Source organism: Brevibacillus sp. MS2.2, from assembly GCF_013284345.1.
GTDB lineage: Bacteria > Bacillota > Bacilli > Brevibacillales > Brevibacillaceae > Brevibacillus > Brevibacillus brevis_C.
In genome coordinates this window covers 77,032-96,580 of the sequence record NZ_JABSUZ010000014.1, presented here as the reverse complement: position 1 = coordinate 96,580, position 19,549 = coordinate 77,032, and the positions used below count along the sequence as shown (strand labels likewise).

General features: G+C 47.4%; 19 protein-coding genes. 18 read left to right on the top strand and 1 reads right to left on the bottom strand.

What is annotated here, in order from left to right; translation table 11 throughout:
- Positions 1–11 precede the first annotated feature (11 nt).
- From spoVAEA to HP568_RS15090, 18 genes are all read left to right on the top strand, one after another.
- Complete coding sequence (spoVAEA, locus tag HP568_RS15175; RefSeq protein WP_056492670.1) at positions 12–626, top strand: stage V sporulation protein SpoVABEA; 615 nt, start codon at positions 12–14, stop codon at positions 624–626.
- Complete coding sequence (locus tag HP568_RS15170; RefSeq protein ID WP_173629502.1) at positions 580–2,049, top strand: spore germination protein; 1,470 nt, start codon at positions 580–582, stop codon at positions 2,047–2,049. The genes spoVAEA and HP568_RS15170 overlap by 47 nt, the downstream gene beginning before the upstream one ends.
- A gap of 179 nt (positions 2,050–2,228) precedes the next feature.
- Positions 2,229–3,551, top strand: a complete 1,323-nt coding sequence (gene lysA / locus HP568_RS15165) for a diaminopimelate decarboxylase (RefSeq protein ID WP_048032588.1) — start codon at positions 2,229–2,231, stop codon at positions 3,549–3,551.
- Positions 3,552–3,675: 124 nt separating this feature from the next.
- Positions 3,676–5,949, top strand: coding sequence for a GGDEF domain-containing protein (locus tag HP568_RS15160; RefSeq protein ID WP_173629501.1), 2,274 nt, complete (start codon positions 3,676–3,678; stop codon positions 5,947–5,949).
- Positions 5,950–6,017: 68 nt separating this feature from the next.
- Positions 6,018–6,446 carry a peptidylprolyl isomerase gene (locus tag HP568_RS15155; RefSeq protein WP_048032590.1) on the top strand — a complete coding sequence of 143 codons (429 nt, stop codon included), beginning with the start codon at positions 6,018–6,020 and terminating at the stop codon, positions 6,444–6,446.
- A gap of 183 nt (positions 6,447–6,629) precedes the next feature.
- Positions 6,630–7,298, top strand: a complete 669-nt coding sequence (locus HP568_RS15150; RefSeq protein ID WP_048032591.1) for a site-2 protease family protein — start codon at positions 6,630–6,632, stop codon at positions 7,296–7,298.
- A gap of 19 nt (positions 7,299–7,317) precedes the next feature.
- Positions 7,318–8,082, top strand: a complete 765-nt coding sequence (locus HP568_RS15145) for a segregation/condensation protein A (protein ID WP_048032592.1) — start codon at positions 7,318–7,320, stop codon at positions 8,080–8,082.
- A complete protein-coding gene (scpB, locus tag HP568_RS15140) occupies positions 8,072–8,656 on the top strand; it encodes an SMC-Scp complex subunit ScpB (RefSeq protein ID WP_048032593.1) in 585 nt (194 codons plus the stop codon). The genes HP568_RS15145 and scpB overlap by 11 nt, the downstream gene beginning before the upstream one ends.
- A gap of 144 nt (positions 8,657–8,800) precedes the next feature.
- Positions 8,801–9,970, top strand: coding sequence for a D-alanyl-D-alanine carboxypeptidase family protein (locus tag HP568_RS15135; protein WP_173629500.1), 1,170 nt, complete (start codon positions 8,801–8,803; stop codon positions 9,968–9,970).
- Positions 9,963–10,553, top strand: coding sequence for a nucleoside recognition domain-containing protein (locus HP568_RS15130; protein WP_048032595.1), 591 nt, complete (start codon positions 9,963–9,965; stop codon positions 10,551–10,553). Before HP568_RS15135 ends, HP568_RS15130 begins: the two co-directional genes overlap by 8 nt.
- An 11-nt stretch (positions 10,554–10,564) precedes the next feature.
- Positions 10,565–11,098 (top strand): spore maturation protein, encoded by a 534-nt coding sequence (locus HP568_RS15125; RefSeq protein WP_048032596.1) that lies wholly within the window; start codon positions 10,565–10,567, stop codon positions 11,096–11,098.
- A 115-nt stretch (positions 11,099–11,213) separates the two neighbouring features.
- On the top strand, positions 11,214–11,963 hold the full coding sequence (locus tag HP568_RS15120; protein WP_173629499.1) for a pseudouridine synthase: 750 nt from the start codon (positions 11,214–11,216) through the stop codon (positions 11,961–11,963).
- A 108-nt stretch (positions 11,964–12,071) separates the two neighbouring features.
- The gene (gene resA, locus HP568_RS15115; protein ID WP_173629498.1) at positions 12,072–12,596 is read left to right on the top strand and encodes a thiol-disulfide oxidoreductase ResA; all 525 of its coding nucleotides are present in this window, start codon (positions 12,072–12,074) and stop codon (positions 12,594–12,596) included.
- Between the two features lie 13 nt (positions 12,597–12,609).
- Positions 12,610–14,244 carry a cytochrome c biogenesis protein ResB gene (gene resB / locus HP568_RS15110; RefSeq protein WP_048032599.1) on the top strand — a complete coding sequence of 545 codons (1,635 nt, stop codon included), beginning with the start codon at positions 12,610–12,612 and terminating at the stop codon, positions 14,242–14,244.
- A gap of 24 nt (positions 14,245–14,268) precedes the next feature.
- The gene (gene ccsB / locus HP568_RS15105; protein WP_048032600.1) at positions 14,269–15,498 is read left to right on the top strand and encodes a c-type cytochrome biogenesis protein CcsB; all 1,230 of its coding nucleotides are present in this window, start codon (positions 14,269–14,271) and stop codon (positions 15,496–15,498) included.
- Positions 15,499–15,586: 88 nt separating this feature from the next.
- Positions 15,587–16,303, top strand: coding sequence for a response regulator transcription factor (locus HP568_RS15100; protein ID WP_012686105.1), 717 nt, complete (start codon positions 15,587–15,589; stop codon positions 16,301–16,303).
- A 1-nt stretch (position 16,304) separates the two neighbouring features.
- The gene (locus HP568_RS15095; protein WP_173629497.1) at positions 16,305–18,089 is read left to right on the top strand and encodes an ATP-binding protein; all 1,785 of its coding nucleotides are present in this window, start codon (positions 16,305–16,307) and stop codon (positions 18,087–18,089) included.
- Positions 18,090–18,103: 14 nt separating this feature from the next.
- Positions 18,104–19,234: an HAD family hydrolase gene (locus HP568_RS15090; RefSeq protein ID WP_173629496.1), complete on the top strand. Its 1,131-nt coding sequence runs from the start codon at positions 18,104–18,106 to the stop codon at positions 19,232–19,234.
- 39 nt (positions 19,235–19,273) lie between these two features.
- Here HP568_RS15090 and HP568_RS15085 read toward each other — a convergent pair whose 3' ends face one another.
- Positions 19,274–19,549, bottom strand: a complete 276-nt coding sequence (locus HP568_RS15085) for a hypothetical protein (protein WP_254551239.1) — start codon at positions 19,547–19,549, stop codon at positions 19,274–19,276.

The window sequence follows — 19,549 nt, the reverse complement described above, 5'->3', positions numbered from 1 at the left end:
GGTGACCCAGCATGGACACAGTACGCCGGAAAGTCATATTGGTGACAGACGGAGATCATATTGCCCAAAAAGTTATCGAGAATGTCGCCAAGCAATTTGGTGGTCGATGTATATCACTGTCTGCCGGGAATCCGACTCCGCTGCGAGGCAATCAGATGGTCGAGCTCATTAAAATGACACCATATGATCCTGTCATCGTCATGTTCGATGACAACGGAGATTACGGCAAGGGTAGAGGGGAACGAGCACTTGAATACGTGGTAAAGCATCCTGATATCGAAGTAATCGGTGCGATTGCAGTAGCTTCGAATACACACTGGGTCAAGGGTGCGACTGTCGCTTATTCCGTAAACAACCAAGGACAAATTGTAGACGAAGCCGTGGACAAGGATGGGTACGCAGACGAGCAGCTTCAGCATCATATTTATGGAGATACGGTAGACATCTTGAATTCCCTGCATATACCGAATGTCATCGGCATTGGAGATATAGGCAAAATGGAAGGCAGAGATAGTTTGCAGAACGGTTGTCCTATAACGATGAGAGCGGTGCAATGGATAATGGAAAGGAGCGGCGCTCATGGCACAAGTCACGGAAAAACGGCATCCCATCTCGACTTATCTTGAAGAGAATCAGAGGTATTTGAACGACAGACTTGGTGTCGGTAAGAGCTTTGATATTGGGGTCCATGATTTTTATGTGGGTCATACACGCATGTTGTTGTATTACATAAATGGCTTCGCTGAAAGCTTACTGATTTCACAGGTCATGCGTGAGTTGAACGATGTGCGTGACCGGGAGCTGGCGGAGGACGCTTTCGATCAGTTGTTCCACAAATTCATTCCTTTCTTTCAGCTCAGTAAGGTGGAAACGACAGACGAATTTATGGATAAATTGCTCGTCGGTCAAGTAGGATTGATCATTGACCGATCTTGCCACGCCATTATCCTTGATGCCAAAATCCTGCCGAATCGCACACCGCAGGAGCCAGATACTGAGAGAATCGTGCGTGGAGCGCATGACGGTTTTACAGAAGTACTCGTAACCAATACAGCTCTTACCCGCCGAAGAATACGTGATGAACGGCTCCGATTTGAAATCATGCAGATTGGGGAGCGTACCAAGACAGACGTTGCAGTTGCCTACTTGCATGATGTAGCGAATGAAGAGCTCGTCCAAACGTTAAAGGAGCGTCTACAAAACATCCAGATAGACGGGATACCAATGGCGGAAAAAACCGTCGAAGAATTTATCATTGGAAAGACTTTGAACCCTTTCCCGTTAGTACGATATACAGAGCGTCCCGATGTGGCTGCTGTACATCTATTGGAAGGTCACGTACTGATTTATGTGGATACTTCGCCGAGTGTCATGATCACACCCGCCACTTATTTTCATCATGTACAGCATGCGGAGGAGTATCGACAAACACCGGTAATCGGTGCTTATCTGCGCTGGATTCGTTTTTTGGGAATCTTTGCTTCCGTCTTTGTTTTGCCGATCTGGTTACTTTTGGTCATGCACCCTTCCATGATACCGGAGCCACTTCACTTCCTGGGGATCAAGAAGATGGGGAGCATTCCTATTTTGGCACAATTCTTGATCGCTGAGGTCGGTCTGGACTTGATGCGGATGGCCGCCATTCACACGCCAGCGCCGCTCTCGATTGCCGTAGGCTTATTGGCCGCGATTCTGGTCGGGGATGTGGCGATCAAGGTAGGACTCCTTGCACCCGAGGTTATCTTGTATTTGGCAGTGGCGGCAATTGGGATGTACGCGACTCCCAGTTATGAGTTGAGCTTGGCCAATCGAATGATTCGCTTGTTTCTGATTCTCATGGTGGGCTTTTTCTCCACACCGGGACTGATGATCGGACTTACGCTCATCCTGATTTTCTTGGCTTCCACCCGTTCGCTCAATACACCTTACTTATGGCCGTTCATTCCATTCAACTACAAAGGGATGAAGGACATTGTGGTACGGCTGGCTGTGCCCAGCAAAAACAACAGGCCGAGTATCGTTCGCTCACAAAATTCCTCTCGGCAATAATATTCTGAAAACGGATGACATCACCCATTGTCAAACGCACAGCCTTGTAGTAAATTGTAGGGAAGCCTTACGAACAAAAGTTTCTGTATGGCAACTGACGCTCCTTGTTGGTTGCCTTTCTCTATAAAAGGTTGTCTATATACATCATCGGTGCGAATGAATTGGGGAGGAAACGAAACATGTACTTACACGGGACAAGTCGAGTGAATGAACAAGGAAACTTGGAAATCGGAGGCTGTGATACGACACAGCTAGCTGCAACTTACGGAACACCTTTATATGTGTATGACGAACAACAAATTCGCACCAAATGCCGGGAATTTGTCAATGCGTTTCACAATACGGGTTTTTCCTTCCAGGTTGCTTACGCGAGCAAAGCTTTTTGCACGATGGCGATGTGCAAGTTGATTGAAGAGGAAGGCTTGTCACTCGATGTAGTATCTGGCGGCGAATTGTACACGGCTCTGCAAGCTGGATTTCCCGTAGAACGCATCCATTTTCATGGCAACAACAAATCTCATGATGAGTTAATCATGGCGCTAGACGCCAAAATTGGCTGCTTCGTTGTGGACAACTTTTATGAGTTGCACATCTTGGCGCAATTGGCCGAAGAGCGGAACGAAAAGGTCTCCGTTCTCTTGCGTGTCACACCGGGTGTAGAAGCTCATACGCATGAATACATTTCTACAGGGCAGATCGACTCCAAGTTTGGCTTTGACGTGCAAAACGGCCAGGCACTTGAGGCGATTCAATTCTCTCACGAAAGCAATCATCTCCATTTATTAGGAGTTCATAGTCATATTGGCTCACAAATTTTTGAAACAGAAGGCTTCCTCGTTGCTGTCAAACGATTGACAGAACTGTTGGGCGAAGCAAAAGGAAAGCTTGGATTCCTCCCAGAAGTGCTGAATGTAGGAGGCGGATTCGGTATTCGGTATGTAGAAGGCGATACACCGCAGCCAGCGGAAACGTATATCAAAGCCATCACAGATATCGTTCGCCAAGAGCTCACAGCGCTTGCGATTCCTCTACCTGAGATTTGGATCGAGCCAGGTCGGAGTATTGTAGGGGATGCAGGGACAACCTTGTACCGAATTGGATCGCAAAAGAACATTCCTAATGTCCGGAAATATATTGCGGTCGATGGGGGCATGACAGACAATCTGCGACCGGCTTTGTACGATGCAGAATACGAAGCAGCGATTGCGAACAAAATGAATGCAACTGCCACAGAAGTTGTTTCGATTGCAGGGAAGTGCTGTGAGTCAGGGGATATGCTCATCTGGGATGTGAAGCTGCCAGAAGCACAGGCGGGTGATATTCTCGCAGTTCCAAGCACAGGTGCATATGGTTATTCGATGGCGAACAATTACAACCGAATCGCTCGTCCTGCTGTTGTATTTGTCAAGGACGGAGAAGCAGAAGTGGTCGTGCGACGCGAAACGTACGCAGAAGTAGTGGGTCACGATGTTTTGCCAAAACGCGCGCAGCTTATGCGCTAAACTTCATAAAAAATGAACAAACCTTCCCGATCGTTTGGGAAGGTTTTGTATTTCCTTCATCTCCCATTCATGATTGCTTAATGTTTTCTCGGCATAATGAAAGGGTGAGGGGGAGCGATTCATCATGTTGTCGACTCTAATGAAGCGGTTTCGACGGATACCCTATATTTCATTGGACAAACGCCAATGGATGAAGGCGATGATTCGGCAAGAAGTGGAGAGAGAGAAAAAAGTCGTCATGTTTTATATAGATATCGTCAAGCTGACAGAGGTAGAGCATCGCTATGGCGATACGAGTGCCAAGAGAGTTCTTCATATATTTGAAAGCATTTTGCCAGCTGTAGCTCGTCAAGCATTTGAAATCAAAGGGAGAATCATCGCGATTCAAAAGCTGTGGGGAGATGATTTTGCGATCTACACTTCCTTTTCGCAAATGATGAGTGAGGAAGACTGTCAAATGCTATCGATTCATTTTCAGGAGTTGGCTGAACGACAGTTAAATCGACAAGTAAGCTTCGTCAATCGTGAGGAGCTTCGTGTCCATATCGGCTATGCGGAAATTATCGGAGAAGATATCGTAAAAGAGATGTATACCTCTGTCAAACATGCTGTACATATGGCCAAGTATGGGATTACCTCCGAAAAATATACGCACATCAGACAATTTCACAAGCTGCTTGCAGAAGAAAACGTTCAGATGCATTTCATGCCGATCATTCATTTGCCAAATGGCGAAGCTTTGGGATGGGAGGCATTAGCGCGAGGACCGGTCAACAGTCTCTTTGCAACTCCCGCCGCCTTGTTTGATTATGCACAAGAGACGGATACAGTGTTTCGCTTGGAGCATATATGTCGCAAGCGGGCATTGGAGCATATCCGCTACCTGAAGCCGCATGAAAAACTATTTATCAATTTGGACCCACGGGCGATTGACGATCCGTTTCTGTTGCGTGGCAGGGTGCAGATGCTTTTGGCAGAGTATGAGCTGACGCCACAAAACATTGTTTTTGAAATTACAGAGCGCCACGCGATTACAAATTACGCTGCCTTTCGAAAAATCATTGAGGAGTACCGCAAGCAAGGCTATATGATTGCCGTAGATGATGCGGGAGCAGGGTACTCCAGCTTGGAATCGATTACAGAAATCTATCCAGATTTTATTAAGCTCGATATGTCATTGATTCGCAATATCGATGTCGATCCGATTAAGCAGGCGTTGTTGGAGACGTTTGTATCCTTTGCTGACAAAGTGAACTGCAAAATCATAGCAGAAGGGATCGAGACGGAGCGTGAGCTGGAAACACTCATGGACGTCGGTGTTATCTATGGACAGGGTTACTATTTAGGCAAGCCGGACAAAGGGATGGCGCAGCTATGTGGAAAGGCTATGAACTTTTTGCGGTTTACAATGGAAAGGCGGATTGAGCAAGAAGCAGAACAAACGCTGCCCACTCCGGCTATGACGGAAATTTTGGCGAAAACAATCAGCGTTGAAAAGCACGTGAAAGTAAGACGCATCCATGAAATTTTCGAACAAAATCAGCGGATTGAAAGCGTGGTAGTGTTGGAGAATGGCATACCGGTTGGACTTGTCATGCGGTTTTCTCTGTATCAAATTCTCGGTGGTCAATACGGAATCGCGCTGTATTATGAAAGGCCCGTTTCTCAAATCATGAATACCAACCCGCTCAAAGCCACCAAAGACGACAAGTTGGATGAGGTAGCAAAGCGGGCAATGGCCAGAGATGCTTATCATTTGTATGATGTGGTCATTATTATTGATGAGAATGGCGAGTACATCGGTATCGTTACCGTGCAGAAGCTGTTGGACAAAATGGCCTCCATTAAGCTCGAGATAGCGAGCTCTGCCAATCCGCTGACAGGATTGCCGGGGAATGTGCAGATTGAAAGGGAATTGAATCAACGGCTGAAACGGAATGATCATCAGGTGGTCATCTACTGTGATCTCGACCGTTTCAAATGGTTTAACGACCGGTATGGGTTTGAAGTGGGTGATCAGATTATCGTTCGAACGGCGAACTTGTTGCGGGAAGCCTCGAAATGGTACGGAAGCGGGTCTGACTTCATTGGCCATATTGGCGGAGATGATTTTATCCTGATTACGACAGCACAATGTGCGAATGATGTTGTCTTGTTTATCATGGATGCTTTTACGCCGTACTTTTCGGACATTTATGAAAAACGCAGAATGGGGGACGGACAGGAGCTTTCGATGTCGATGGCAGGCGTCGTCTTATATGCAGGGAAGTACACCAGTGCAGAACAAGTTGCAGAGAAGGCAGCGTACGTGAAAATGGTGGCAAAAGCGAGGGCGGGTACTGTTTTTATTCCCGACTGTGAGCTGCCTGGCGAAGAGCAGATCCGCATCGAGGGATAAATTGGACGTCAATCGTTCTCCATGGTAGAATGGGTACGTTAACTTTACAAGGTATGGAGGCTCAACATATGAAAAAAGCGCTCATCACCATGGAAAATGGTAACCAAATCGAGCTGGAGCTGTTCGATCAAGAAGCTCCGGGCACAGTAGCAAACTTTGAAAAATTGGCTAGCGAAGGCTTCTACAACGGTCTGTCCTTCCACCGTGTTATCCCTGGCTTCGTAGCACAAGGCGGATGCCCTTACGGAACAGGTACAGGCGGCCCTGGTTACACCATCAAATGTGAAACAAAAGGAAACCCACACAAACATCTGCGCGGTTACCTGTCCATGGCACATGCAGGAAAAGACACTGGCGGAAGCCAATTCTTCATCTTGTATGATGCTTTCCCTCACCTCGATGGCGTACATACAGTATTTGGTCGCGTCACTTCCGGTATGGAACACGTTGATGCAATCAAGCAGGGCGATAAAATGGGTACAGTAAACGTAGGCTAATAGAAGTTTCAAGAACACCGATGAGGGAAACCTTGTCGGTGTTTTTTCGTCAGGATGCATGCTAGATCAAGCGGGAATGGGGTTGTAAGCCTATCTATCTGCTGGTATGCTAGAAGATAGACGATTTTTATCAGGGGTTGTTCAAAAAGATGACTTTTTGAACGCGCATGATTGGAGGAAGCAATGGATCTTTTTCATTTTGATTGGAAAACGGTACCGTTTCGCTTGATCGCGTTCGTTATCGCTTTCACTTTGCATGAATGGGCGCATGCCTTTGTCGCTTGGAAGCTGGGTGACAATACGGCGAAATCGGAGGGCCGCTTAACATTAAATCCAATCCCGCATATTGATCCGTTTGGTTTGATTCTCATTCTGTTTGGTCCATTTGGTTGGGCGAAGCCAGTGCCGATCAATCCTCTTCATTTTCGCGGGAACAAGCGTTTAGGGATTGTGTATGTATCGGTAGCAGGACCGATCATTAACTTTATTTTGTCGATCTTGTTTTATATCGGGTACATACTGGTCCAATACTCGGGAGTCTTGGTAGGGATGAATGAAAAAGCAGTCTTTGCCATTGAGACAACGCTTGAATTTAGTATCATCATCAATGCGGCACTGTTTGTCTTTAATCTTTTGCCGATCCCACCGTTGGATGGCTACAAAATATTGCGCTTCTTGTCTCCGCGCAGTTGGGATGCGAAGTATTATCATTATGAAGTTTACGGACCGTGGATCTTGCTCTTGCTGATTTTCATTCCAGGTGTCAGCTCTACCATTTTCGGGATTCCGCTTGCTATTGTAAGCACCTGGATTCAACAGATTGCAGTGAACATATTAAGCGTGTTCATCTAACGGAAACGAGGGACGACTTTTGGCTTACAGCATCAAACTTGATTCCTTTGAGGGACCACTCGATCTGTTGCTCCATCTGATCGACAAGGCTGAGGTGGACATCTACGACATACCGATAGCGGAAATTACGGAGCAATACCTCGCGACGATTGACAAGATGCAAGAGCTCCAACTGGATGTGGCCAGTGAGTTCGTAGTCATGGCGGCTACGCTCCTCTCTATTAAAAGCAAGATGCTGTTACCCAAAAAGGAGGAGCATGTCTTTCAGCAGTTCCTCGATATGGATGTAGACGAGATAGACCCGCGTGAAGAACTGGTTGCGCGTCTGTTGGAGTACAAACGCTATAAAATGCTTGCTGAGAACTTGCGAGAAATGGAAATCGGTCGTAATCAAGTTTTTACGCGTCCCGCAGAAAATTTATCCCCGTATGCGCGTGAAGAGGATCATACCGTAACGAATGTGACCCTCTACGATTTGATCAACGCGCTGGAAAAGCTGGTAAAGAAAACGAAAGAAAAAGAACCGATAACCAAGGTGTCGCGTGACGAGATCTCCATCAAGGATCGGATGACAGAGATACGTCAAGCGGTACGCAGCGGTGGGATGGTTCGGTTTTCTGAGTTGTTTACTCAAGGGGCGACGCGTACAGAGATTGTGACGACCTTTCTCGCCTTGCTTGAGCTCATGAAGGCGAAGCACATTACCTGTGTACAAAATCAATTGTTTCAAGACATCATCATATGTGAAAACGGAACGGAAGGAGCCCATACCGATGGACTATGACAAGCTGAAAGGCGTAATCGAGGGCTTGCTGTTCATCTCGGGTGATGAAGGAATCGATGCCAAAGAAATCAGTGAAATCACTGAGGTGTCGGAAGAAGAGGTCATCGATTTGATCGAAGACATGAAAGCTGACTTCCGCCGGGCAGGACGCGGTATTCAAATCGTGGAAGTGGCAAAAGCGTATCAGTTGACCACTCTGCCCGAGCATGTACCCTATTTTGAACGGCTAGCAACATCGCCAGGTCAGTCAACGCTATCCCAAGCTGCATTGGAGACTCTCGCCATTGTTGCGTACAAGCAGCCCCTGACCCGTTCGGAGATTGAAGAAATCCGTGGCGTTAAATGCGAAAAAGCACTGAACACCCTCTTATCCAAACAACTCATTCGCGAAGCGGGGAGAGCAGAGGGGATCGGACGCCCCATTTTGTACGCGACCACCAAAGAATTTTTGGAGCATTTTGGTTTACGGGAACTGGGGGATTTGCCAGAACCGCCTGTGAATCTTGATATCGAAGAAGCGCGACTGGAAGCATCAGCGCTATTCGGAAAAGCAGAAGAATCGACAAACGACTAGTTACAGCTCGGACAGTTTTTCGTACTATCATACGACTCGTCCCCATATACTATGGTACAAACCTGTGTATCGTGGTATAACGACGGCTTTTCTCTTGACTTATAGTCAAGGTTGAGCCCAAGTTTTCAATTGGGGAGGACGTTTATGAACATACGAAAAAATCTGTCCGGCGTACTCGTCGTTTTTCTTTTTATACAGATGGCTCTTACGCCGGCAGCGATAGTAAAGGCTGCTGCAGCTCCACCTAGCTTGTCAGCAGAAGGTGCAGCGCTAATCGATGTAGAGAGTGGACGGATTCTTTATTCCAAAAACGGAACGAAAAAAATGAGGATCGCGAGCTTGACCAAAACGATGACAGCAATCGTAGCGATCGAGATGGGCAAATTGGATGCACAGGTAACGGTTCCGCCACAAGCCGTAGGGGTTGAAGGCTCATCGATCTACTTGAAAAATGGGGAGAAGCTCACGCTTGAAGAGTTGCTGTACGGTTTGATGCTACGATCTGGCAATGACGCAGCCGTCACTATTGCAACGCACATTGGAGGGTCAGTGCCTGGATTCACTTACTTGATGAATGAAAAAGCTGCGATGATTGGAATGGAGCATACGAATTTCACCAATCCGCATGGTTTAGACGACAGTAACCAGCATTACTCCACCGCAGAGGATATGGCAAAGCTGTCCGCCTACGCCTTACATAATCCCGTGTTTCGTCAAATCGTCTCAACGAAAGTCAAGGATATTTCATGGGAAGGCGAACAGTGGGATCGGCGCCTACTCAACAAAAACAAGATGCTTCATTTATACAACGGTGCTGATGGTGTGAAAACGGGATACACCAAACTCGCGAAGCGCTGCCTGGCATCTTCCGCCACGCGGGACGGAAGACAGCTAGCGACGATTACTCTGAATGCTTCTGATGACTGGAACGACTCCGCCAAGCTGATGGATTGGGGCTTTGCGAATTATCCGCTACAGGAACTGGTCAAAAAAGGGCAGGAGGTAAAGCCTGACACGCCAGTCACACTTGAAGCAGGAACTCATCTCGTCACAACAAACGCTTTTCAATATCCGTTGCAAACGGCAGAGGCAGAAGGGATTCACAAGCGTGTCGTTATGGGAGAATCGACGGTTACAGCGAAAATGAATGGTCAACTGGCAGGGTTTCTTCAACTCTATTTAAAGGAGAAGATGATTGGGCAGGTTCCGTTACTAGTTAGCGTGGATGCGCCGACTTTCGCATCTCCGCAAGCTTCACGCTCAATGTGGCAGCCATTTTGGGACATCGTGTCAGGGGGGCTGTGGAGTGCTTAATGTCATTTGGCTCGGGCTCATTGTCATTAGCATTGTTGTTGCGGCCATAACGGGGCGGATGGAAGCAATTAACGCAGCAGCGTTTGAGGGAGCAAAGACGGGAGTAACCGTTTGTCTCGGACTTCTCAGTGTTCTCGCCTTTTGGATGGGATTGATGCGAATTGCAGAAAAGTCAGGACTCCTTGAGTTGTTGGCGCGGGTATTGTCACCGATCATTCAAGTCCTTTTTCCGGATGTACCAAAAGGGCACCCTGCTATGGGATACATCCTCTCAAATATGAGCGCAAACCTGCTAGGGCTTGGTAATGCAGCAACTCCAATGGGGCTGAAAGCCATGGAAGAGCTCCAAAAGCTAAATCCAGACAAGCAGAACGCTTCGCCTGCCATGTGTACGCTGCTGGCAATCAATACGGCGAGCATTACGATTATTCCTACGACGATGATCGCAATCCGCATGCAGTATGGCTCCGTGAATCCTGTAGAAATCGTAGGCACTACGCTGTTATCTTCCTTTGCTGCCACTATTGTCGCCCTGTTGATTGATCGCATGTATCGTTATCGGCATATACGAAGACACAGATAGGGGGAGTCCTTATGTACCAATGGGTATCCCTGCTTTCTCTTTGGGCCATTCCCGTTACAATTGCCTTTGTCTTGTTGTATGGGTGGCAAAAACAAGTCCCCGTCTACGAAACGTTTGTAGATGGAGCAAAAGGCGGTTTAACCACTACCATTCGCATACTCCCGCACTTGATTGCCATGATGGTTGCGGTGAGTATGTTTCGGGAGTCAGGAGCATTGGATCTACTGCTTCGGGCACTCAAACCGCTTCTAGACCTGTTGCATTTTCCAGAAGAACTGGTCCCGTTGGCGTTGCTTCGTCCGTTGACGGGAACAGGCTCCCTTGCGATTGCAACAGATCTGATTGCGCAATACGGTCCCGATTCCTTTTTGGGTAGACTGGCAGCTACCATGCAAGGGAGCACAGATACGACACTGTATGTCCTAACTGTTTATTTTGGCGCAGTTGGCATTCGCAATTCTGCTTATGCGCTAAAGGTAGGCTTGTGGTCAGACCTGGCTGGTGTCATATTCTCGCTGCTCATTGTTTCCTACATTTTCGCTTAGATAGAATTCAAATCGTGTAGACAGTGAAAACTTCCTCGTGAATATGGGGAAGTTTTTCCCTTTTTCTTGTCCACACTAGTAAGAATGGGTATGATGTTGTAGAGGTGAACCAACGATGGAACGTTTACAGAAAGTATTGGCGCATGCTGGAGTCGCCTCTCGTCGCCATTCTGAAGAGCTGATTGCGCAAGGCAAGGTGCAGGTAAATGGCCAAGTCGTACGAGAGCAGGGAATAAAAGTCGATCCGCTCAAGGACAAAATTGTGGTGAATGGACAGCAGATTAAGCTGGAGCAACATGTCTATCTCTTGTTGTACAAGCCTACGGGTGTCATTACAAGCGTCACAGACCCGCGAGGCAGACGGGTGGTTATCGATCTGTTGAAGGGAATCAAAGAACGGGTATATCCAGTAGGTCGCTTGGATTACGATACGTCCGGCTTGCTGCTCTTGACGAACGACGGGGAGCTCGCTAACAGGCTGGCACATCCAAGCTATGAAATCGATAAAGTGTATCGGGCATGGGTAAAGGGAATCCCCAGCCAAGAAAAAGTGCACAAGCTAGCAACCGGCATTCGTTTGGAAGACGGCATGACTTCTCCCGGTCAGTCCAAATTGTTGAAGACAGAGTCTAGCAGCCAAAGGGCATTGGTAGAACTGACCATACATGAAGGACGAAACCGCCAAGTGCGTAGAATGTGTGAGGCGATCGGCCATCCGGTATTGACATTGGAGCGAATCCGTTTAGGTTTTCTCACATTAGATGGATTGAAGCCAGGCGAATTTCGCAAGCTCACTCATGAGGAAGTGGAGAGCTTGAAGCGGGGATTGGTTCAAAAGAAACGCAGCCCGCGGTCGAAACATTGATTCGTTCAAAATCTGTTCATAAGTTGTGCGCTGTCGGAAAAACTAGGAACGCTATAATAGAATGGGAAAAGGATGCAATTTATTAGCAGTAGATGGGAGTATGGCGTCATGAACAAAAGCAATCGTACATATGTCAGGATCGCGGTATTGGGTGTTTTGCTTGTAGCGCTGGTCTTTGCACTCTATTCCAGCTTTGTGAAGGACCCCGGTGCTGTGAAAGTAGGAAGCGATGCTCCGAATTTTAGTTTGGAGCAACTGAATGGACCAGAGCTGACTCTGGAAAGTTTGAAAGGAAAGGGCGTTATCCTTAATTTCTGGGGCACGTGGTGTGAACCCTGTAAGGAAGAAATGCCTGCATTGCAAGAGCAATACACGAAGTTTAAAGATAAGGGATTGGTTGTAGTCGGCGTCAATATCGGAGAATCGCCAGTTGCCGTAGAACCATTCGTGAAGCAGTTCGGGATTGACTTCCCTATTTTGCTCGATCGTCAATCGGAAATTACAAAGCTGTATCGAATCGGTCCGATTCCGACGACCTTTTTCATCGACCCAGATGGAGAAGTGCAAGAAATTTTTATTGGGCAGTTAGATGAAGCGATGATTGAGTCGAAAATAACAAAAATCTTGCCGTAAGTGAGGAGCAATGATGGATCAGAGAAAATGCGAATGCGGTCATACCAACCCGGTTGGGACGCTGCTCTGTGAGTCTTGCGGGAAGCCTTTGAATGTGGAAGTCCACGAGCAGACATCGTTTCCTGACATGCGTTATGAAGGAATGGCAAGACGTTCTCAAACGAATAAGACGAAGGTAATCGATCGAGTCTGGAACTTTTTTTCTTCGGTCAAAATTGCAATCGGTATCATTATTGTCATTTTGGTGGCGTCCGCAGTCGGAACCATCTTTCCGCAACAAATGTACATACCGGTTCCCGTACCGACAGAAGCAGATGTTGCCCGTTTTTATACGGAATCATATGGAACGCTGGGAACGATTTTCTACGGCCTAGGATTTCACAATATGTATTCGTCCTGGTGGTTTGTGACGCTTCTGGTTATGCTCGGTACGTCCCTGGTTATCTGTAGTCTGGACCGCGTAGTACCGCTGTATAAAGCGTTAAAGAAGCCTAGATTGAACCAGCACAAGTCCTTTTTGAAAGGACAGAAGCTGTTTGCAGAGGGTGAGCTTGCTCCAGAAGCCAATCAGGAAGCGATACTGGACGCCTCTGCTCTTGCCTTGAAAGAAAAAGGATACCGCATTTTCCGCACGGAACGGGCGATTATGGCTGAGAAAGGCCGTTTTAGCCGTTGGGGTCCTTACATTAATCACATTGGACTGATCTTGTTTTTGGTCGGTACCCTGATGCGAAGCCTGCCTGGCTTTTACTTGGACGAGTACGTCTGGGTGCGTGAGGGACAAACAATAGCGATTCCGAATACCCCTTACTACATAAAAAACGAGAACTACACGACAGAGTATTGGTCGGAAGAAGAAATGCCGGAGCAACTGGAGCTTAAGGGCGGAGCCATCGTGAAGAGCTACCAGACAGAGGCCATTTTGTATGAAAATAAAAACGCTGACGTTCCAGGGAAAAAGCCGGATTTGGTAGAAGTACAGAAGGGGCCGATCGTCGTGAATCATCCGATGGAACAGGACAGCCTCTACATTTATCAGAGCGGCGTGCAAGAGATGCAGCTTGGAGCGCTTAATTTTACAGTGGTCGATTTGAAAAACAATAAAAAAGAGATCGGCCTTATCAAAATTGATCTGTACAATCCACAGCCCGAGCAAACCATTGCGGATGGATTCACGGTACGGATTTTAGATTACTTCCCCGATTTTATTATGGGAAAAGACGGGAAGCCGGCGACGAAAACCAATTTGCCTAAAAATCCGATGGTGGCATTGGAACTCATTGGAGAGAATGGCAATTATAACGAAAAATTGGTTTATCTAGAAGGAACCATTCTTACACAGAAAAATGATCCGCGTTACGGACTCGACATCAAAATGCCTGATTTAATCGATATTGCAGGGCTGAATGTACGGGTGGACAAAGCATTGCCACTGATTTATTTCGGTTCATTCATTTTCCTTGCAGGCGTTGCAATCGGTGTGTTCTGGCAACATCGTCGGGTTTGGGTACAGACGCAAGAGGGAAGTATCTTGGTAGCAGCTCACACGAATAAAAACTGGTTCGGTCTACGTAGAGAAGTAGAAGGGCTGGTTAAACAAGCGGAGCTCCCTGTCACGATAGAAGATAAAACGAAGGCCAAGGCCTAAAGCTTCAAAGGGGGTACTAACAACGTGCAGCTCATTCAACTGAGTGACTGGTTACTGGATATCGCGTTCCTGCTCTACGTCATCTCGTCTATCGTCTTCGCTGTAGCCGTGACGGGTAAAAACTGGGCAGGGCGTGATCCCAAACAACATGAAGAGCGCTATGGACGGATTGCGTATTGGTTAGCCGTTATCGGTTTCTTGGCGCAAACAGGGTACGTGATTGCTCGCTGGATTGCTGGCGGCCATAGCCCGACGAGTAACATGTTTGAGTTTATGGCATTCCTGGATTACTGTATTATCTTGGCCTACTTAATTATTTACCGGATCTACAAGCTGACCTCGATTGGAGCGTTCGTACTTCCACTTGGGGTTATCATGCTCGCGTATTCGTACGTGTTCCCGAAGGAAATCACTCCATTGATTCCGTCTTTGCAGAGCTACTGGCTGCACATTCACGTGACAACCGCTGCACTGGGTGAAGGGATTTTGGCGGTTGGTTTCGCAGCGGGTTTGATGTATTTGATCCGTACTGTACCGCAGCATATTTCGACGAAAAGTACGAAATGGCTGGAGATTGTGCTGGCTGTGGTCCTCATGCTCGTTGGATTCATTTTGATGGATTCTACGTTTGCTCGTATGGATCAAAAGACGGTATTTGAGATGAAGAAAGAAGAAATGAATGCAGCAGGACAGATGGTAAAACCGAAAGTGGAGTACATTCTGCCAGCAATTGTGGCACCTACTGATTCAACCATCATCAAGGAAGGTCCAATGTCACCACTCTTTGAGGCGCCTACCTGGATGGAGGGAAAAGACGCCGCACGCAAATTGAACACGATGCTGTGGTCAGTCCTTACAGGGGTAATTCTGTATGGCGGATTGCGTTTGATTTTCCGAAAACGATTAGGGGCTGCAATCAAGCCTTCCGTTGAGAGTGTCGATCCTGAGCTTCTGGATGAGATCAGTTATCGAGCTATCAGTATCGGATATCCGGTGTTTACTCTCGGGGCCCTTATCTTTGCGATGATTTGGGCAGAAGAGGCATGGGGGCGATTCTGGGGCTGGGACCCGAAGGAAGTATGGGCCTTAATTGTCTGGCTCTTCTACAGTGCCTACTTGCACTTGCGTCTATCCAGAGGATGGATCGGTGCAAAATCAGCATGGATGTCCGTCATCGGGTTCGTCATTATTTTGATTACACTGGTCGTGGTCAACTTGGTCATTGCTGGTTTGCACTCCTACGCTGGGGTGTAGAATATCCTCGAAAAGCTGGTTTTACTACCAGCTTTTTGGACTATCTTCTAACGGTTTTACGATATTATGAGAGCAAGAGGTGTTCCAGATGGAAAAAATGGCACGTATTCTCGTAGTGGATGATGAAGAACGCATTCGCAGACTTCTGAAAATGTATTTGGAAAGAGAAAACTTTCTGATTGATGAAGCAGATAATGGAGAGCAAGCAGTCGAAATGGCTGTAGGAAGTGACTATGATATCATTTTGCTCGACCTGATGCTGCCAGGAATGGACGGGATCGAGGTATGCCAGCGTGTTCGCGAATTCAAGGCAACCCCCATTATTATGCTGACGGCAAAAGGGGAAGAAACGAACCGCGTTCACGGGTTTGAAGCAGGGGTAGACGATTATGTCGTGAAACCGTTCAGCCCTCGTGAGGTCATGTACCGGGTAAAAGCGATTCTGCGTCGCTCTTCCGCGACAGCTTATTTGAAGACAGAGACGTTCAACAGTCATTCTGTCCTTGTTTTCCCGGAATTGACGATTGACCACGATGCTCACAAAGTCATCGCAAGTGGCCAAGAGGTGAGCCTGACTCCAAAAGAGTATGAGCTGCTGCACTACCTGGCATTGTCGCCGGATAAAGTGTTTACGCGTGAAGAGTTGTTAAAAGATGTGTGGCACTACGAGTTCTTTGGGGATTTGCGCACGGTGGATACGCATATCAAGCGTCTCCGCGAAAAATTGAACCGTGTTTCTCCGCAAGCTGCCAATATGATCGCCACGGTTTGGGGCGTCGGATACAAGCTTGAGGTGCCTAAGTAAAGTGGACGTTATTTTTCGCAGTGTAGTCGGAAAGCTATGGATGACCATTATTGCCTTATTTGCTCTCGTCCTGACGATCTTTAGTTTGTTGCTCGTTCAATCTTTTGACAGCTTTTATAGCAATCGGCAGTCGAAGAATTTGCACGATCTGGCAGATGGCATCGCAATCGGTTTGGCGCAGAGTCCGGATATGACAGCAGCTATGGAGATGGCTTCCAGGTTTGGCTTGGTCCATCATACGGGCATGGTCATTTTAGATGAAAAAGGCAAGCAAGTCGGTATGAGCGAGGGGGCTGGACTCCCTCGTATTCCAGTAGAGCAATTGCTCCAAAATCCTGCATTGCATTTGCCAGAAGCGCTGGCAGGTAAGCATCCTGCTCCCAAAACGATTTATATTGATGTGCAGAATTCCGCTGATAACACGAATAACAAGCATGAACTGCTTGCGGTCGCCGTGCCTTTAGAAATGGCAGCAGGGAAAACGGGCGCAGTGGTCATGTATCAGGCGATTGAAGATTTTGATGATACGGTTAGTGAAGTCAGATTTTTAATCTTTGTGGTTGGTGTCATCGGATTCGTCTCTACCACTGTATTCGCCTTTTTCCTTTCATCGCGTCTTACGATTCCATTACGTCAGATGAAAGAAACGGCGCATCGCATTGCGGAAGGAGACTTTCATGCTGAAATCCCGATCAGGACTCAAGACGAGACAGGTGAACTGGCGGCTTCGTTTAACACGATGGCAAGCAAGCTCAATCAGTTAGTCGATGCACTGTCCAAAGAGAAGGAGCAGCTGGCGAGTGTTCTTAGAAGCATGGTAGATGGTGTTGTGATGATAGATGCGAGCGGCAAGCTGGCCGTAACGAATCCTCCAGCAGAACGATTCCTGCGTGATTGGGATTTCGAGCATTCGGATGAACCTGTGCCGTTGTTCTCGTTCTATCAGCAGGTTTTGCAAACCGGACAGGAAGTGACAGAGGATATCCCTGTTCAAGGGCGGATATGGTCCGTTGTCATGGTACCTTTGAATGATCGGGATCAAATCCGTGGTGCTGTCGCAGTTCTTCGGGACATCACGCAGGAACGCAAGCTGGATAAGATGCGTAATGATTTTGTGGCTAACGTATCCCATGAGCTGCGAACACCATTATCCATGTTGCAAGGATACAGTGAAGCAATTGTGGATGATATCGTGGCTACACCGGAAGAGCATAAAGAATTGGCACAGATCATCTATGACGAGTCAGCGCGTATGACCAAGCTGGTGAATGAATTGCTCAGCTTGGCGCGGATGGAAGCGGGGCATGTTGAATTGTTCCAGGAGACGATGGAACTGCGTCCGTATTTGGAACGCATTCAACGCAAATTCACCAATTTGGCGAGAGAACGCGAAATCCACCTCTTCCTCGAAATATCGACGACGCACACGCATGTGCTCATTGATCCTGATCGCATGGAGCAAGTGCTAACGAATTTGATCGATAATGCGCTGCGGCATACGCCAAGTGGGGGAAGCGTCACCATTCGGGCTCGCGGGGATAAAACGTTGCTGGTTGAGATTAGCGATACAGGCAGTGGCATTCCCCAAGAAGATTTGCCGTTTGTTTTTGAGCGGTTCTATAAAGCAGACAAGGCTCGCACACGTGGACGACTAGGTGGAACTGGACTTGGACTAGCCATCGCGAAAAACCTTGTCGAAGCACACGGGGGCACCATCAGTGTGCAAAGTAAACTGGGTGAGGGAACGACTTTTACAATCGCCTTGATGCTGCATAAAAACAAATAGGAGTGTAGAGAGAAATGATCAAAACGATCTTATTTGATGTTGACGGGGTTATGTTGAGTGAAGAGCGTTACTTTGATGCTTCTGCATTGACGGTGTGGGAATTTTTGTACAGCCCGCAGTATGTAGGGCTTGCAGGCGAGGAATTCACGCCTGCGCCAGAAGAAGCGCAAATCAGACGAGTGCGCGAGCAAGTTTTCGCTCATGATGAAGTGCTGAATTTCATCAAGTCACGTGGAATCAACTCCAACTGGGACATGGTTTTCCTCGCGTTTTCCTATCAGTTGATTCGTTTGATTGAAGCGGTTAAAACGCAAGTACCAGAAGCAACGAGCCTTCTTGTCGAACAAATTGATCGACCGCAACTGGCAAAAGTGAAAGAGTGGGCAGCCACTTATGCTCCTGATTTCCAAGTAGACTACGCAGCGTTCACCGCAGATTTTGCCAAAGGTTCCGCACAAAAAGCAGAAATGCTGCTCTACTTAAATCAAATTGCAAAAGAGCGTTGCGGTGTTTCAACAGAAATGTTCTCTCGCAATAGTGATCTATGGCAGTTGATTCAAAAGACGTTTCAAGAATGGTATCTCGGTGATGAGCGCGTGGCGGCATCGATTGGTCGTGAAACCATGCAGCCAGGCAAGAAGGGCTTCTTGTCAGACGAGATTCCGATTGTACCGCCTGCAGAAATGGTGGAGTTGTTTCGCACATTAAAAGAAAAAGGATACACACTGGGAATTGGAACAGGGCGCCCTACGATCGAGACGCATGTTCCCCTCCGTGAGATGAACATACTGGAATGGTTCGACCCGAACCGTGTCGTAACTGCCTCTCACGTACTCGATGCGGAAGAAGCGTTTCCTAGCTTTGCGCCGATGTCCAAGCCACACCCATATTCCTATGTAAAAGGGCTGCTCGGACTCGATGCACCGATTAGCGATGCTGTCCATTTTTCATTGCCAATCGAAAATGGAGAAGACGTGCTAATCGTCGGCGATTCACTCGCAGATTTTCTAGCGGCTCGCTCGATCGGTTGCAAGTTTGCAGCGACATTGACTGGACTGTCTGGTCAAGACGCACGCAGCAAGTTTGAAGAGGAAAAAGCAGATTTTATTCTCGATGATGTTCGCGATATCCTTTCCATTTTGTAGATGAAAAACTCCGCCGTATGTAAAAACGGCGGAGTTTTTTTATTCCCAACAAATCGATTTCAAGCATTTGAAGCGAAAGGCGTGAATCAAAAAGGATTCTATCATGTTGTGACGTACGATTACTTCGAAAGAACCATCCTCTCGTGAAAAAAACAGGACATCCGTGTAGTCTTTGTTCCCCTCAAAATAACGACGTACCTCTTTGACACGTGCTCGCATGGACTCGGATTTAACGACTATGTGGTAGGTAGCATCTTGTTGTGAAATTTGTTCCTTGATCTCAATTTCTTCTTTATTAAAGGTGTAATGGAACAA

Bases quoted from the DNA above. Each gene is read 5' to 3' on its own strand.
- HP568_RS15160 (WP_173629501.1), top strand. From the start codon at position 3,676: ATGTTGTCGACTCTAATGAAGCGGTTTCGACGGATACCCTATATTTCA.
- scpB (WP_048032593.1), top strand. From the start codon at position 8,072: ATGGACTATGACAAGCTGAAAGGCGTAATCGAGGGCTTGCTGTTCATC.
- HP568_RS15155 (WP_048032590.1), top strand. From the start codon at position 6,018: ATGAAAAAAGCGCTCATCACCATGGAAAATGGTAACCAAATCGAGCTG.
- spoVAEA (WP_056492670.1), top strand. From the start codon at position 12: ATGGACACAGTACGCCGGAAAGTCATATTGGTGACAGACGGAGATCAT.
- HP568_RS15150 (WP_048032591.1), top strand. From the start codon at position 6,630: ATGGATCTTTTTCATTTTGATTGGAAAACGGTACCGTTTCGCTTGATC.
- lysA (WP_048032588.1), top strand. From the start codon at position 2,229: ATGTACTTACACGGGACAAGTCGAGTGAATGAACAAGGAAACTTGGAA.
- HP568_RS15170 (WP_173629502.1), top strand. From the start codon at position 580: ATGGCACAAGTCACGGAAAAACGGCATCCCATCTCGACTTATCTTGAA.
- HP568_RS15135 (WP_173629500.1), top strand. From the start codon at position 8,801: ATGAACATACGAAAAAATCTGTCCGGCGTACTCGTCGTTTTTCTTTTT.
- resB (WP_048032599.1), top strand. From the start codon at position 12,610: ATGGATCAGAGAAAATGCGAATGCGGTCATACCAACCCGGTTGGGACG.
- HP568_RS15125 (WP_048032596.1), top strand. From the start codon at position 10,565: ATGTACCAATGGGTATCCCTGCTTTCTCTTTGGGCCATTCCCGTTACA.
- HP568_RS15120 (WP_173629499.1), top strand. From the start codon at position 11,214: ATGGAACGTTTACAGAAAGTATTGGCGCATGCTGGAGTCGCCTCTCGT.
- HP568_RS15100 (WP_012686105.1), top strand. From the start codon at position 15,587: ATGGAAAAAATGGCACGTATTCTCGTAGTGGATGATGAAGAACGCATT.
- HP568_RS15090 (WP_173629496.1), top strand. From the start codon at position 18,104: ATGATCAAAACGATCTTATTTGATGTTGACGGGGTTATGTTGAGTGAA.
- resA (WP_173629498.1), top strand. From the start codon at position 12,072: ATGAACAAAAGCAATCGTACATATGTCAGGATCGCGGTATTGGGTGTT.